The sequence below is a fragment of the Ehrlichia canis str. Jake genome, from assembly GCF_000012565.1.
Taxonomy (GTDB): Bacteria; Pseudomonadota; Alphaproteobacteria; order Rickettsiales; family Anaplasmataceae; genus Ehrlichia; species Ehrlichia canis.
The window spans coordinates 948753-965172 of record NC_007354.1; the positions used below are offsets into that span (position 1 = coordinate 948753).

General features: G+C 28.6%; 12 protein-coding genes and 1 tRNA gene. 10 read left to right on the forward strand and 3 right to left on the reverse strand.

Annotated elements, in window-relative coordinates; translation table 11 throughout:
• The first annotated feature begins 144 nt into the window (after positions 1 to 144).
• The 7 genes from ECAJ_RS03450 to ECAJ_RS03480 all read left to right on the forward strand — a co-directional run bounded on the left by ECAJ_RS03450 (position 145) and on the right by ECAJ_RS03480 (position 9074).
• Positions 145 to 777 carry an HAD family hydrolase gene (locus ECAJ_RS03450; RefSeq protein WP_044262185.1) on the forward strand — a complete coding sequence of 211 codons (633 nt, stop codon included), beginning with the start codon at positions 145 to 147 and terminating at the stop codon, positions 775 to 777.
• Positions 774 to 1265 (forward strand): RDD family protein, encoded by a 492-nt coding sequence (locus ECAJ_RS03455; protein WP_011304783.1) that lies wholly within the window; start codon positions 774 to 776, stop codon positions 1263 to 1265. Before ECAJ_RS03450 ends, ECAJ_RS03455 begins: the two co-directional genes overlap by 4 nt.
• Before the next feature lie 346 nt (positions 1266 to 1611).
• Positions 1612 to 4236 carry a pyruvate, phosphate dikinase gene (gene ppdK, locus ECAJ_RS03460; RefSeq protein ID WP_011304784.1) on the forward strand — a complete coding sequence of 875 codons (2625 nt, stop codon included), beginning with the start codon at positions 1612 to 1614 and terminating at the stop codon, positions 4234 to 4236.
• 465 nt (positions 4237 to 4701) lie between these two features.
• Complete coding sequence (locus ECAJ_RS03465) at positions 4702 to 5391, forward strand: alpha/beta hydrolase (RefSeq protein WP_011304785.1); 690 nt, start codon at positions 4702 to 4704, stop codon at positions 5389 to 5391.
• Positions 5392 to 5568: 177 nt separating this feature from the next.
• Positions 5569 to 7059, forward strand: a complete 1491-nt coding sequence (locus ECAJ_RS03470; protein WP_011304786.1) for a proton-conducting transporter membrane subunit — start codon at positions 5569 to 5571, stop codon at positions 7057 to 7059.
• A gap of 268 nt (positions 7060 to 7327) precedes the next feature.
• A complete protein-coding gene (locus ECAJ_RS03475) occupies positions 7328 to 7849 on the forward strand; it encodes a c-type cytochrome (RefSeq protein ID WP_011304787.1) in 522 nt (173 codons plus the stop codon).
• 451 nt (positions 7850 to 8300) lie between these two features.
• The gene (locus ECAJ_RS03480) at positions 8301 to 9074 is read left to right on the forward strand and encodes an alpha/beta hydrolase (RefSeq protein ID WP_011304788.1); all 774 of its coding nucleotides are present in this window, start codon (positions 8301 to 8303) and stop codon (positions 9072 to 9074) included.
• An 864-nt stretch (positions 9075 to 9938) separates the two neighbouring features.
• Here ECAJ_RS03480 and ECAJ_RS03485 read toward each other — a convergent pair.
• From ECAJ_RS03485 to gmk, 3 genes are all read right to left on the reverse strand, one after another.
• Positions 9939 to 10011 (reverse strand) — tRNA-Val (locus ECAJ_RS03485).
• Positions 10012 to 10058: 47 nt separating this feature from the next.
• Positions 10059 to 10961 (reverse strand): bifunctional methylenetetrahydrofolate dehydrogenase/methenyltetrahydrofolate cyclohydrolase FolD, encoded by a 903-nt coding sequence (folD, locus tag ECAJ_RS03490; protein ID WP_011304789.1) that lies wholly within the window; start codon positions 10959 to 10961, stop codon positions 10059 to 10061.
• A 318-nt stretch (positions 10962 to 11279) separates the two neighbouring features.
• A complete protein-coding gene (gmk, locus tag ECAJ_RS03495; RefSeq protein ID WP_011304790.1) occupies positions 11280 to 11909 on the reverse strand; it encodes a guanylate kinase in 630 nt (209 codons plus the stop codon).
• A gap of 412 nt (positions 11910 to 12321) precedes the next feature.
• Between gmk and ECAJ_RS03500 the strand changes: the two genes are divergently transcribed.
• The 3 genes from ECAJ_RS03500 (at position 12322) to ruvB (ending at position 15783) form a co-directional block, all read left to right on the forward strand.
• Positions 12322 to 13026 carry a heme ABC transporter permease gene (locus ECAJ_RS03500; RefSeq protein WP_011304791.1) on the forward strand — a complete coding sequence of 235 codons (705 nt, stop codon included), beginning with the start codon at positions 12322 to 12324 and terminating at the stop codon, positions 13024 to 13026.
• An 8-nt stretch (positions 13027 to 13034) separates the two neighbouring features.
• Positions 13035 to 13607 (forward strand): Holliday junction branch migration protein RuvA, encoded by a 573-nt coding sequence (ruvA, locus tag ECAJ_RS03505; protein WP_011304792.1) that lies wholly within the window; start codon positions 13035 to 13037, stop codon positions 13605 to 13607.
• 1186 nt (positions 13608 to 14793) lie between these two features.
• Complete coding sequence (ruvB, locus tag ECAJ_RS03510; RefSeq protein ID WP_011304793.1) at positions 14794 to 15783, forward strand: Holliday junction branch migration DNA helicase RuvB; 990 nt, start codon at positions 14794 to 14796, stop codon at positions 15781 to 15783.
• Positions 15784 to 16420: the final 637 nt, after the last annotated feature.

A 16420-nucleotide genomic window follows, 5' to 3' on the forward strand; every position in this document is an offset into this window, starting at 1 on the left:
ATTTATTTCACTCAAAGTAATACAGTATGCACAGAAGCAACTCTAAAAATGCAATACTAATTTAAACATTGCAAATAATTCTGACTTTAATAGAATCTTAATAAATATTCCACAAAAATGATAATTTAGAAATTCAAATAAATGATGAAGCAACCAACAGCAGTAATATTTGACTGGTACAATACACTAATTGATACTAGTATTAACACAGATTGCGTAATTCTCAACAAAGTACTAGATCAGATGGGATACAAAAACATAGACTTACATTCTATACCAAATTCTACAATACCAAAATACCTAACAACATTATTAGGAAAAAGATGGAAAGAAGCAACAACTTTGTATGAAAATAGCTTAGAGAAGTCACAAAAATCAGATAACTTTATGCTAAATGATGGAGCAATTGAATTGTTAGATACATTAAAAGCAAACAATATAATTATGGCAATTGTCAGCAATAAAAACGGTAAAAGTCTACGAGCTGAAGTACAAAATAAAAATTTAACACACTATTTTGACTCTATAATCGGCTCTGGAGATACAGGAACTACAAAACCATCTCCTGAACCAGTATTAGCAGCATTAACAAATATAAATGTTCAGCCAAGCAAAGAGGTGTTTTTTATAGGAGATAGTATATCAGACATACAAAGCGCAACTGAAGCAGGTTGTTTGCCTATAAAATATGGCAGTACTACTACTATAAATAATGTTCTCTCTTTTTCAAATTTTGATGACATTCGTCACTTTATCTGCAAATTAATAAATATATGAATACAAAAAACATTAAAGTTGCAAATATACTAAAAAGAGTATTAGCAAGTACTATTGATCATATAATTCTATCATTACTCAATTACCCAGTTGTATTGCTAACACATGAACTAACAATCATACCGTTTATTGTGAACTTACTGATTAGCTGTTACTACTACACATATTTTTTATCATCTACAGCACAAGCATCTATTGGACAAAAAATATTAAACATACATACCATACGTTGTGACAATAAGAAAATTGATGCTTGTTTAGCATTTGATAGATCATTATCAGAGTTTCTATGCCCTACTATACTCATGATAAGCATACAAATCGTAAACATGAATATTAATAACTCGTTTATAACAAGCATTATATTCTTGATCACTATTGTAACATTAATAGTATCAGTAGTTTGGTATTTAATTGCTTTATTTTCACAAAATAATCAAACGATTCATGATATTATATTTAATACTATAGTAGTAGAAAATAAATAATCATTACGATAGTTTACCCTACCATTAGAACATATAAGTCACATCATTCAATCAAAATAGTGATTTTTTACCTACAATATACATTTATCATGTTATATTACACTTTTATTGATGATCTATCATTGACAAAAACTATACTACTAAAAATAAAATTAATTCGCCAATAAAATTAATACAATAATTTTTATAAACATAATAAATCAGCTAACATTTTTACATCACTTCTACTAATTAATTATTTTACAATAGTTGCACTACAGATAATTAGGTCTTATATTATACCTAGCGAGGTAGTGTAAATGACTATTATAGCATAAAAAACAAAATTTTTTTCGGTTCTCTTCATATGAGTGAAAAATTAATATATTATTTTAGTAAAACAAAATGTGATGGCAATTTAACATTAAAGCATCTATTGGGTGGTAAAGGCGCAAACCTTGCAGAAATGTGTAATATTGGTGTAGATGTACCACCTGGATTTACATTATCAACGAATTTATGCAACTATTATTATCAAAATAACAAACTACCTGACCAAGTATTTAGCCTAGTAGAAAATGCAATAGAGTTTTTAAATAATGAAGTAAATTTAAAATTTGGTGATAAAGACAACCCACTATTATTGTCAGTCAGATCAGGTAGTGTAAGCTCTATGCCAGGCATGCTAGATACAATATTAAATGTAGGATTAAATGATGAAACAGTCATAGGATTAACAAAAAAAAGTGGTGAACTTTTTGCATACGATAGCTACCGCAGACTTATACAAATGTATGCCCATACAGTACTACAAGTAGAAAACAGTCTGTTTGAAGAAGTAATATACAAAAAAAAGAGAATGTATAACATTCCTATAAATTCTCAAATATCAGATCCAAATATATTAAAAGAAATAATAGCTGAATTTAAGAAGATAGTAACTTTTCATACTAACACAAACTTTCCACAAAATGTTCATAAACAATTATACAACTCAATAGACGCAGTCTTTAGATCATGGATGAACAAACGAGCAGTTGCATATAGGAAAATACACAATATACCAGATAATCTAGGTACAGCTGTTAATGTACAGTCCATGGTATTCGGTAATATGAGTCACAATTCCGCTACAGGTGTTGTATTTACTCGTAACCCATCAACTGGAGCACAAGAAATTTTTGGAGAATTTTTAGTAAATGCCCAAGGAGAAGATGTAGTATCTGGAACTCATAGCCCATTGCCATTAGACAAAATGAAAGAATTAATGCCACAACCTTACAACGACCTAGAACAAGTATGTAAAAAACTAGAGTTACATTACCGTGATATGCAAGACATAGAATTTACAATAGAGAATGGGAAATTGTGGATTCTTCAAGCTAGAACAGGAAAACGCAGTATTCAATCTTCTGTAAAAATAGCAGTAGATATGGTAAAAGAGAACCTAATTTCAAAAGAAGAAGCAATACTAAGAATCGATCATAAATCATTCAGCAAGTTATTCCATCCAATTCTTGAAAATAATACAAATATAAATACTATTGCAAGAGGATTGCCAGCATCCCCTGGTGCAGCTACTGGATATGTAGTTTTTACACCAAACGATGCAGAACAATTTAGAAAAGATGGTAGGAACGCTATATTAGTGCGCCAAGAGACCAATCCAGAAGATATAAACGGAATGAACAGTGCAGCAGGTATTATTACTTTAAGAGGTGGGATGACTTCACATGCAGCAGTAGTAGCTAGAGGTATGGGTAAACCTTGCATCTGTAGTGCAACTGGCATATTTATAGACAAGAGTGAAGAATTTTTCTATACAAGTACAGGCCTTAAAGTACACAAAGGTGACAGTATTACAATTAATGGATGTAATGGAGAAGTTATTTTAGGAACTATCAAAACAGTTATCCCTAAATTAAGTGAAAGTTTCTATACATTAATGCAATGGGTAGATGGAATAAGAACATTAAAAGTAATGGCAAATGCTGATACACCAGAAGATACGGATATAGCTATGAGTTTTCAAGCTGACGGAATAGGTCTATGCCGCACAGAGCATATGTTTTTCTCACACAATAGAATAAGCATAGTACAAGAAATGATCGTATCTGATAATAAAGAAGAAAGAATAGCAGCATTAGAAAAACTTGAAGTAATGCAAAAAGAAGATTTTAAAAAAATCTTTAAGTCTACACTCAATAAGCAAGTAACTATTAGGTTACTTGATCCACCATTACATGAATTTCTCCCAGACAATAACAATGCTATAAGTGAAATTTCAGCAAGAACTGGTAAATCTTTAGAAAAACTAAAAAATAAGATTTTATATTTATCTGAAAAAAACCCTATGTTAGGGCACCGTGGGTGCAGACTTGCTATATCATATCCAGAAATATACGAAATGCAGGTTAGAGCAATATTTCTTGCAGTAAAAGAATTACAAGAAGAAACTGGCATAACATGCATAGTACCTGAAATAATGATACCTCTAGTGATGGCTGAAAAGGAAATTATCATCATTAAAGAACTAATTAACAACATAGCACAACAGTTTGGCAATACTCAGTATTCAATAGGAACAATGATAGAATTACCAAAAGCAGCTCTCATTGCAGATAAAATTGCTAAGCATGTTCAATTTTTTAGTTTTGGTACAAATGATCTTACACAAACTACCTTAGGAGTATCGAGAGATGATTCTGCAAATTTTATTGGAATATATCAAAATTTAGAAATAGTAAAACAAGACCCCTTTGAAACCTTAGATATTGAAGGAGTAGGCAAATTGATATCAATTGCAGTAGACTTAGGTAGAAAATCTTATCCAAACATTAAAATTGGCATATGCGGAGAACATGGCGGAAATTTTGAATCTATACAGTTTTTTTCTAAATTAAATTTAGACTACATTTCTTGTTCTGCATATAGAATACCAACAGCAAGGTTAATAGCTGCACAATCAGCAATCATTAATCAAAACACGTAAAAAACTATATTTTATAATTCAATAAAGTATTACCAACTAAAAAGTGTGTCATAATAATTTTTTAGCAAGACTTATATACAGCAACATTATTTATAGGTACAAAAACAAACATTGCATACCCTCTTTAATATAAACTCACAAACTTACAAAAATACTAGTAAACAACTACTTCCTTAAATAACTAATTGAAATACCTCATTTTATTACACAGATTTTCTTTATAATAAAACCAATACAATAAACTAAATTTCTGTATAACTACTAATATAAAAAGATTACTCTTTATTCATAACTATTATATAAAAAATACTTACTTAATAATTATATTATTATTTTAATACTTTTATTATTGTTATAATTGATTTAATTTCATTATAAATAAAGCATATTATTAACTTTAAATATTTCACAAACACATTCGATATAGTAAAGTTGAGATATATTGTCTTATTAAAGGTAAACAAAATGTGTATTTTAGGAGCAGATAAAATTATTCCACCACATATTCCAGCAGTAGGAACAGGAAAAGGATATAGCTCAGATGGAATAGCAATACCTAGAAATTCTAAAGAAATTTTAAAAAACAAAATTACTCCAGGCACAAAACCACTAGTAGTATTTATTGGTGGAGCATTAGATGATACGACAAGACTTGTGTTACGTTTATATGCAAGATATTATACACAAAATCACGATCATCAAGACATAGCATATGCAACCTGGGGATCATCAGCAACAATCCCTATAATAAAAGCCTGGTACGAAGCAGAGCAAAAAATTTGCCTTGTAGGACATAGCTGGGGAGGAGATTCTGAATATAAGATAGTAAAAAAACTTGAAATGAATACCATAGATTTAATGTGTACTATAGACCCTGTATCACGTGCAGGAGTTGGCGGCAAACTACCAAAACCTAAAAACTTAAAAAAGTGGTATAACGTTGCAATAGATTACAAAAAAGTAAAATTTTCAATTAATAACCTTATTGCACAAACAGGAGGTCCATGGTTCTATTGCATGTATGCAGACAAAAATTTCATAGTAGATACAGTAGAAATTAATAAACATTTAGTTTCAGCAGATCATGCGATGGCAGAGGCTTTATTTTTTAAATATTTTAATGAGTATGTAAAAAATTTTGCTACACAAGAATAGTATAACATACAATGTTATACTTTAACTAATTTTCAGTATACATACATAATTTACTACACACTAAAATACTTTATACCTAAAATTAAAAACACAAGATATCTAAAATACCACTTAAGATACTTTACTTTAAATAGCTTTGTTGTTATCTATAGTTTAAATACGGTAGTAACAGAGTTTATGCATTTTTTCAATAATCTAACATCAGAATTTACTTTGGTATGTACAATTTTATTACCATTTATATCTGCAATCATGATATTAATGCTTAAGAAAATCAAATATTCACAAGAAATTATCAGTATCATTTCCTCATGTATTTTATTTTACATGGCATTTGAAACATACAAATTTTATACAAAACACGATTCAGAGTTATACATAGAATTATATGAATTCATTAACCCCAAGATATATATTGCATTTAAAGCTGAAATACTAAGTATGATATTCAGCTTACTTGTTTCATTTCTATGGATAATTACTACTATTTATAGCATCAGCTACATGAAAAATAATGATAACAATAACAAAAAACAACCTCTTTTTTATTCATGTTTTGCAATAAGCATTGGATGTACAATGGGTATAGCATTTTCAGCAAATTTGCTAACATTATTTATATTTTATGAGCTACTTACTATTAGTACATACCCTCTTATTACCTATTACATCAACGATCAATCAAAAATTTCTGGCAGGTATTACATAGGAATACTACTAGGGACTTCAATGTTATTATTTTTGCCAGCAATCATAATAACATATAATATCAGCGGTACATTAGATTTCACAACAAATGGCATATTACCAGATAATATTTCTAACACTTTACTTATTACTCTACTGTTATTATTCACCTATGGAATTGGGAAAGCTGCATTAATGCCTATACATTCATGGCTACCACAAGCCATGGTAGCCCCTACTCCAGTCAGTGCATTATTACATGCTGTAGCAGTTGTAAAATCTGGAGTATTTACCATAATAAAAATCTTATTGTATATTATAGGATTAAAAAATTTAAATGCATTTATTCAAGAACACCATAACATCCTGATGTATATTTCAGGAGCTACAATTATATTAGCATCCTTAATAGCAATAAAACAAACCAATTTAAAAAAATTACTAGCATATTCAACAATTTCACAACTTTCATATATAGTAATAGCAGCATCATTATGTACAGAATATGCAATTAAAGTTTCTATGTTTCAAATGATATCTCACGCCTTTGCAAAAATTACATTATTTTTCACCGCAGGCGCGATATATACTAAAACAGGAAAGAAATATTTACACGAACTACATGGGATAGGTATGTCTATGCCTATTACCATGATTGCATTTTCCATTGGTGCTATTGCAATGATAGGCATACCCCCAGCCCCTACATTCTATGGTAAATTTTTTATTATTTCTGAAGCACTACAACAAAAAAATTTCTTAGTAATATCAATATTAATATTAAGTACTGTATTAAATACTATGTATTTCATTCCCATAATATACAATGCATTCTCTACATCTTACAGTTTTAAGTACGCAGAAGCTCCATTACCAATGCTAATAGCCATAATCACAACTGCAATATGCACATTGTTATTATTCGTCATTCCATATATAATTTCAGCATTCATAGATAATTATTTTCAGTCAATTTTCTAAAGCTCAACTCCAATATTATCAGTGTTATTTTTATTTCATAAAAATTGTCATAAATTAAACATTCATATGATTTTATTTATGAAAAATAATATTTTACTATGATATAGCAAACTAAAAGTACTCTATATCAAGCACAAGACTACATCATATATTAAGATTATCATCTATATTAACAACTCAAACAATGTTATTTATTGACTATAGTTAATGATTATATTACCCTAGAAGTGTATAGTATAGTTACTTCTGATCTAGGAATACAATAATTATGGACGGATTCCACTTAAACAAAATATTCACAGCAATTTTGTTTTCATCTTTTATAATACTTTTCATTAGTAATGTAGTAGATTTACTATACAACCCCAATCCACACGCTGAACAGGTAAGAGGGTATCAAATAAACATTGAGGAACAGCCAGTTAACACAGCAATTAATAGTACAGAAACACAAACTGATATTGAAACTCTGATAGCACAAGCAGATATTACAAAAGGCAAGGAAATAACAAAAAAATGCATATCTTGTCACACTTTTGAAAAAGGTGGAGCAAATAGAGTTGGGCCAAACTTATGGAATATAATAGGCAATAAAAAAGCACATTTAGGAGATAAATTCAATTATTCAAAAGCAATGCTCAATAAAGGCGGCACATGGGAACACCAAGATTTATTTGAGTTTTTAACAAAACCTCAAGCATACATTAAAGGTACACGTATGGCATTTGCTGGAATATCAAAACCTCAAGATGTAGCAGATTTAATTGCATATTTAAAATCCTTAAATTAGGTATCTGATTATACAAAACTAAGTGTTACACGTTGTATTTAGAGAACTAAACAGTAAACAAAGTATTTTATTCAATTAATTCAGAAAAGACTGTATAATCCAAAATTTCTGCCATACTCTCCACATATGCCAATTTTAGATAAGATTTCCTACCTAAATCCACTGCATATTGATATCAATTTGCCTACTCCTTTAATATCTAATGTTTCAAAGATAGGTCCTGTTTTACTATTTCTAAATTATAAAATATACTAAACAAGCCATTTCATAAATATTCACCAACTAGGTACAATATATCTAATCATGTGATTATTTCACATAACATACTAGTTACAAATAAGTAGTAGAAAATTAAAGCATTCTTTATATTTTTCTGTTGATTTTTAACTCTAATATACAATACACTCAGTCAATCACTTTACATGATTATTATATATCAACTAGGTAAAACATGTCTGGTTATGCAACACTAACATTATCCTATGCACAAGACTTACATATTGCATATAAACAATTAGTAGGAGATAAAGTATCTATTATATTTTTCGGTGGATTTAATTCCAATATGCAAGGCACTAAAGCAACTGCTCTATATGATTATTGCAAGTTACATAATTTAGGACTCATCATATTTGACTACTTAGGTCATGGAGAATCAGATGGTGAATTTACTGACTATAATATCAGTGATTGGTATAAAAACTGCATAGAAGTTATGAATCAACTAACTCCTGTTGATAAACCACAAATTATTATAGGATCCAGCATGGGAGCATGGCTTATGTTACTTGCAGCAATATCTAACCAAGATAAGGTATCTCATCTCATTAGTCTAGCTGGTGCTCCTGATTTTACTGAATCTTTGATTTTTCAAAAATTAAATGCAATACAAAAAGATGAGTTATATAAAAATGGCAAAATAACTTTGTATGCAAATAGCAATAAAACACATTCTTATTTGATAACACGCAATTTGATCGAAGATGGACGCAAGCATTTACTGTTACATCAGGAATCAATTAACATTACTTGTTCAGTAACACTTATTCATGGTATGAAAGACGATACAGTGCCATATCAAGTTTCTATTACTTTAGCAGAGAAAATTAAATCAAACAATATCAACTTACATTTAATAAAATCAGCTGATCACAATCTATCAGATGATAATTCAATCAATATAATTCTTAGATATGTAAAGGAAGCAGTAGATCAAAGTTATTAAGTTTTCTATATACATGACAAGATATAAGTACATCTTGTTCTTTTAATAGAAATTTATATTAGATTTTCACCAATAATAACCAGTAAAACATTATTTATTTTACAAAAACATCTTATATATACTTAGATAAACACACAAGATATACCACCAAACTTTTAATAAGTTTCAAAACACTTTAATAACTCAACATTAAATATAAGTTTATAAAAGTACTTCACATACTATTTAATTCCAACATACATCACCTATTATACACTGGTACATAATATAACAAATGAACACCACAGCATAATATGTATAAAAGTATAACATACTAGACTACCTACTCTAAATACTATACTTTACAAATTGACTTCATTACTTTAAAAAACACTTATTATACTATAGCACAAACTTATAATCCATAAAATGATACAGTAGTAGGTATACAGAATATCGTAAACTAACCCACACAATTGATATATTCATTAATTTTAGCAATACCTTTAAACAATAGATTTTATAACATGCACTATAAAGCCAAAAACTGATAAAAGTAAAAGATCATTACAAACTACATGCTAACTAATTAATGTACATACACCAACTTCCGTTAATTTCTGACAATAAATTCACTACAAAACCTCATACAATAGAATATAACAAGCCAATTCATAAAAGATATATTACACAACTTCAGCTACACTTTTAATACTCTAAACAACATTCCACAACATATCTTACAAAACAGCAAAAGATTAACACTGATAAAAGTGAGATAATTAGAGAATTGTAATGCTAATTTACCTAATGCATACACTGGTAATTACTTTTCAAAAAATTTATAAACTATAAATTAAATATAAATACTATAAACAAATACAGTGGGCGGTAACAGACTCGAACTGCTGACCTCCTCGGTGTAAACGAGATGCTCTACCAACTGAGCTAACCGCCCTTTATTACTTATTTATAAACTATAAACTTATTTACTGCAATAAAGAATTACAAGTCCAAATATTTTTCAACAAAATTTTCAATACCAGATTGATTACAAGCAGCCATTACAGTATTAACCATCAAGAATGCAATAGTCATAGGACCTACACCACCTGGAACTGGAGTAATAGCTGAAGCTACATTCTTAGCCTCAGCAAAATTAACATCACCAACAAACTTCTTGACTCCATCTTCCTCAACAGAATTAATTCCAACATCTATTACAATTGCACCAGGCTTAATCCAAGAAGATTTTACAAAATTAGGTATACCAACAGCAGCAACAAGGATATCAGCCTTGGAACAATAATCAGATAAATTACGCGTAGCTGAATGCACTGTAGTAACAGTACAATTTTCTCCCAATAACAAACAAGCCATAGGTTTACCTACTATATTTGACCTACCTATAACTACAGCATCACTACCAGATAAATTATGCGTGACAGTTTTAATTAAATAAAGACATCCCCTAGGAGTACAAGGTATTAAACAATTCCTTTTCTGGCCAGTAAAAAGTCTTCCAACATTATCATTGTGAAATCCATCAACATCTTTCCTTGGATCAATAGTATTAATTATTAAATTTTTATCAATGTGCTTCGGCACGGGAAGTTGTACTAAAATTCCATGAACATTATCATCATTATTCAATTCATGTATTTTATCAATCAAACTGCTTTCTGATGTAGTACTTGGTAACAATATTGTTTCAGACCTTAATCCTAACATTTCAGCTTTTCGCTGTTTATTACGTACATATAAATGACTTGCAGGATCATCACCAACAAGTACAACTATCAAACATGGTACCAAGCTATACTGTAATTTTAAATCATTAATACATGTAGCAAGTGTCCCAGTAATATCTTCAGCAATAGCTTTTCCATTTATAATATTCGCTTCCATTAAAGCCCAAAAACTATTCTCACATTTACAGATTAGTGTATTTTATAGAACATTTCAACAAACATTCACAACAAATTTCTGACAAATTACATTATATATATTAACAATTTCATTCTATTTCTGTATTCACAATTTCATATTAGTTTACTATTTGTTTACAATTTATTTATTACTTATAAAATCCTCACATTTTATTTATAATAAACTTAATCAATGTATAAAAAATTCACTTCTAATTAAAAGAACAAATATATTCAACTTTAAATACACTCACATAAAAGTGTTAATTATCAACACAAATGAACTACATTAACTCTTTCATTTAATATAATTATCTATAAACTGTTTAAGTAATATCCTACGCTGCACTCTTAATCTTTCTGAAGTAAAAATACACTTAATTTGGTGCACACTTTCTTCTACATCATGATTAACAATCACATAATCATAACGATAACAATGATCAATCTCAAAAGCAGCTTCTCCTAATCTTTTTTTTACTATATCACTCTTACCACTACGGTTATATAAGCGCCTTCTCAACTCTTCCATAGATGGAGGCAATATAAAAACACTCACGACATGTTCTCTCATAATATCAATCAATTTAAACGCACCTTGCCAATCAATACTAAACAGTACACTAACACCAGTAGTAATATTATCCATAACAAATTTACGAGGTATGCCGTAATAATTTCCAAAAACTTTAGCATATTCTAACATTTGATCCGTATTACATAAATTAATGAACTCATGTTCAGTTACGAAAAAATAATCCTTACCATTAACTTCACCATCTCTAGGCTCACGAGTAGTCACAGAAACTGATCTAACAAGATCATTTTGTAATTCATCAATTAACAAATGTGAGATTGTAGTTTTTCCTCCTCCAGAAGGAGAAGATATTACCAACATTATTCCACTACTTTTTAAATTATCATTCACCTTACACTTCCCAAAAACATAACAATCATAATAAAAGTTTTGAGTACAAACATTTAATAAAACAAAAATTTTATCATTTAAATAAATCCACCCTATACATTATGCAGTAATAACTTAATAAAAAGAAAACCATTCATAAAGCTTAAAGCGCACTAATATAAAACCAATAGACCATTGATACAATCTAATTATAAAAATATACATTTGATACATCAATTCGACATATCAACACTATTGGAATTTTTCATAAAAGGAAATTTATTTTAACATTCTTACATACAAATAACTTACATAAAGTACAATCAGATTTTTAGACTATGATATACTGATATACAATAACCTATCCTATCATATAGATTGCTTAATTCTGTAATCTATGTTACTTTAAGCAATCATGTAATCACTTTATACTATGAGTAAGTTCATAAGCTATACAAGGTTAGCTTTACCATATACAGTATCATTATTCTTTATTCTCTTAGTATGTAGCTTATACATGGTATTCATTTCTTCTCCACCAGATTATAAACAAGGAGAATTTGTGCGTATTATGTACTTACATGTACCATCTGCATGGATTTCACTTGGGTCTTATACATTAATGGCAATTTTCAGCTTTATCGCACTAGTATGGAGGAATGTGATCTCAGCAATTTTATCACACGCAATTGCACCACTTGGCTTAACATTTACATTCATATGTTTAATTACAGGTAGCATATGGGGTAAATGTACATGGGGAATATGGTGGGTATGGGATGCACGTTTAACATCAATGTTAGTATTACTTTTTCTCTATCTAGGTTACCTATCCCTGTGGAATTTTTTTGATAATGAATCTAGATCAATGAAAGCTGCATCAATATTTGCAATATTCAGTGCCATTAATATTCCAGTGATCAAATTTTCTGTTAACATATGGACAACATTACACCAACCTGCAAGCATATTTCGTAAAAGTGGTATCGCTATTGATATATCAATGTTAATACCTCTCCTCACTATGTTTGCTACATTGAGTTTGCTATTTTGCATACTGTTAATACTTAGGTCACACACATTAATCAACTTACGTAAAATTAATTCTAAGCTTATTTTGTTAAATAATATTCTTTGAGGAAAGTATTGATAGGCAGTCTTACAGGCATTATAGAAGAAATATATATTACCTATATAATACTAAATGTAGGTAATGTTGGATACATAGTTCACGTCTCACAGAGGGTCTTACAGACTTGCAAAATTGGAAATAATATTAAACTTTACATAGAAACCCATGTAAATAGAGATAACTTAACACAGTTATATGGATTTTTAGATAAACAAGAACAAGACTACATGAGGATGCTCATTACAATAAATGGCATTAATTATAAAACAGCAATGTCAATATTAAGTAAGCTATCACCGGAACAAATCTTTTCTGCAGTAGTAAGTAACAATAAAAATGCATTTAGAGGAAATGGAATAGGAGAAAAACTTGCAGGACGCATCACAACTGAACTTCAATATAAAATCAGTAAGATGCCAATAGAAGAAACTCTGATAATAAAAGAAGATGATTCATTAGCTGCTCTTATAAGTTTAGGGTATGACAAATTAAAAGCCTTTAACGCAATACAAGAAATAAAATCCGATTTTCCCAATGCCAATATACAAGAAATCATACGTAAAGCATTACAAAAACTTTCACAATAATTATATCTAACATATGAATTAATACTACAGCTTAGACAAAACAAACTTCTATTAACTCAACATCACAATTTTTTCATATAAAAATTATGATTAAATTATATTCTTAATAGTTACGCTAAACTTAAGTCTATAGCTTTTTTTACCTAGTTTTTCTATATAAAATCACACTAAACATATTCCTAATACTTCTAATCATATAATATTTACATACACAGTTAAACATTATGTAGATACAACAATCTACATAAACCACAGTTCAAGCAATACTAAATTAGTAACTGTAAGTAAGACCTGTGTAAAATAACTTATTCATAGAATAAACTTTTACTAAATCGCACTTATAGTTCTTTGTAGAGATCACTATCCCAAACTATGTAATCAAGAATAATTACATACTTTCAACCTATATAAATTTACAGTTTTTTTACAGAAAACATTATTTTAATGAGTTATACATGTATATTACACCCAAACAAAGGTTAGTTTATAATTTATAACATAATAAATTTCTACTAGTCACACTTATAACTTTTTACATATATCACCATTTAAAACTACATTCTCACAAACCATGCTACCTTTACAAGTCATATCAATTCATATAGCAAGTTAGCACAATAACTGAGATAAAAAAATTTTTATCCACATCAAATATTATCTAAAAAAACATAAAATATATAACATGCAACTCTAAAAGTAAAACTTATGAACAAACTTATTGCAGAACAAATTTTTATTAAATCGCATTTATAGTGTTTATATACATCATCATTAAAATTATATCAGTAATCCAAGTTATATTTCCAAGCATATAATGTTTATATACAAACTGGTATAATAATTTTAAAATAAATCTTAACAAGTAGTACTCCAGTTTTTTAACACAAAACCTAAGTAATATTACCAGAACAGTATTCTCTTATACTTCAGCTAACAAACACATTAGTACTAATACTTTCAATTTCAATAAACTTATATCTTTATATTTTATTACACAATGTGATACTTATAAACAATTAAGCTTTAATATAGACTTTATGTAAAACACTTGCTTTCTACAAAATGCAGAAGCAATAATAATGCTTTTTTAATTATAAAGAAATTACTAATTTATCTATAATAATGTATTATACCTTTATACTTTAGAATACACAAAGTTATACATAAAATATGATAAGAAAACCTTATGAAAAATATATTACAAAGTACTGAATGCTTAGAAGATCAACAAAATGTTTCAATAAGACCTAACTTACTAGATGAATTCATAGGACAAAGCAGTGTAGTTAATAATCTAAAAATTTTTATAAATGCAGCTTATACAAGAAAAGAACCGATGGATCATGTATTATTATATGGTCCACCAGGGCTTGGTAAAACAACACTAGCACATATAATAGCTAAAGAATTAAAAGTAAATTTTAGATCTACAGCTGGGCCTCTCTTAAGCAAAGCAGGAGATTTAGCTGCAATACTTACCAATCTTCAAGCAAAAGATATATTGTTCATAGATGAAATACACCGTTTAAATCGGAATATAGAAGAAATACTATACTCCGCAATGGAAGATTTCTGTCTAGATATAATAGTAGGAGAAGGATGTGGAGCACGTACTCTTAGAGTAGATTTACCAAAATTCACTTTAGTAGGAGCTACTACACGTATAGGATTATTATCAAACCCGTTACGTGACAGATTTGGAATACCAATACATTTAGAATTCTACTCAACTGAAGAGCTTATCAAAGTAATACAACGTGCCGCAAAAGTTATCAAGACAGATATTTCTGATAGCGGAGCACAAGAAATATCATTAAGAGCCAGAGGAACACCCAGAATTGCTCTTAGATTATTACGCAGGATAAGAGATTTTATAGAAGTAACAGAACACAACAAAACCATTACAGATACATTTGCAGATAAAGCACTATTACGTTTAGGAATTGATAAATTAGGTTTAGATAGACAGGATATCCAATATCTCAAATTTATACATGATTCTAATAACCCAACTGGAATAGATACCATATCTTCTGGGTTATCAGAAGATACAGGAAATATAGAAGAAACTATAGAACCATATCTTATTAAAATAAATTTTATACAACGTACACCACGTGGTAGAGTAATTACTCAAAAAGCAATATCTTATCTTAAAGAGCAATCATATATTTAATAATATCTAATAATATTTACAAAAATTACTTCTGGGAAATAATGCAATACCACTATAACAAACATCTTTAGATTATCAAAAAGCCCGTGAAAAATACATTTTTTACACTTATATAATGGCAATGAATTAATTAAAACAAATCTGTTTATTACCTTTATAACCTTACCTTAACATCATATATAACTTAATAACATAACTGAAATACAAATTGAAATATTTTCCATAATAAATAACGTATTTAATAATCTCTCAGCTATACATTACATAATCAAGCTTAAATTAATAATGCAATAATACTACTACTTGAATAACTAGTAACTATATATAGATCATAATAAGATTTTAAATACATCAAAGAAACTAACTAAAATAACCTTTATATAACAACACAGTATAATCATAAGATTACTACCAATCATTAACTATTACAAAAAGTAAAAGCACCAAAATTGCATCCATATAATTTTTGTTAGTAAAAATTTTTATTATTTGATTAAAAATATACTTTATTAAAAAACAAGCATATATTCATAGAAGTATATTATCTTTTATGTAAACACTGCTTAATAAGCATTTATTCATACCGTTATAAGAAACACTAAACAAAATACATTATAAAAAGTCGATTACTGGCATA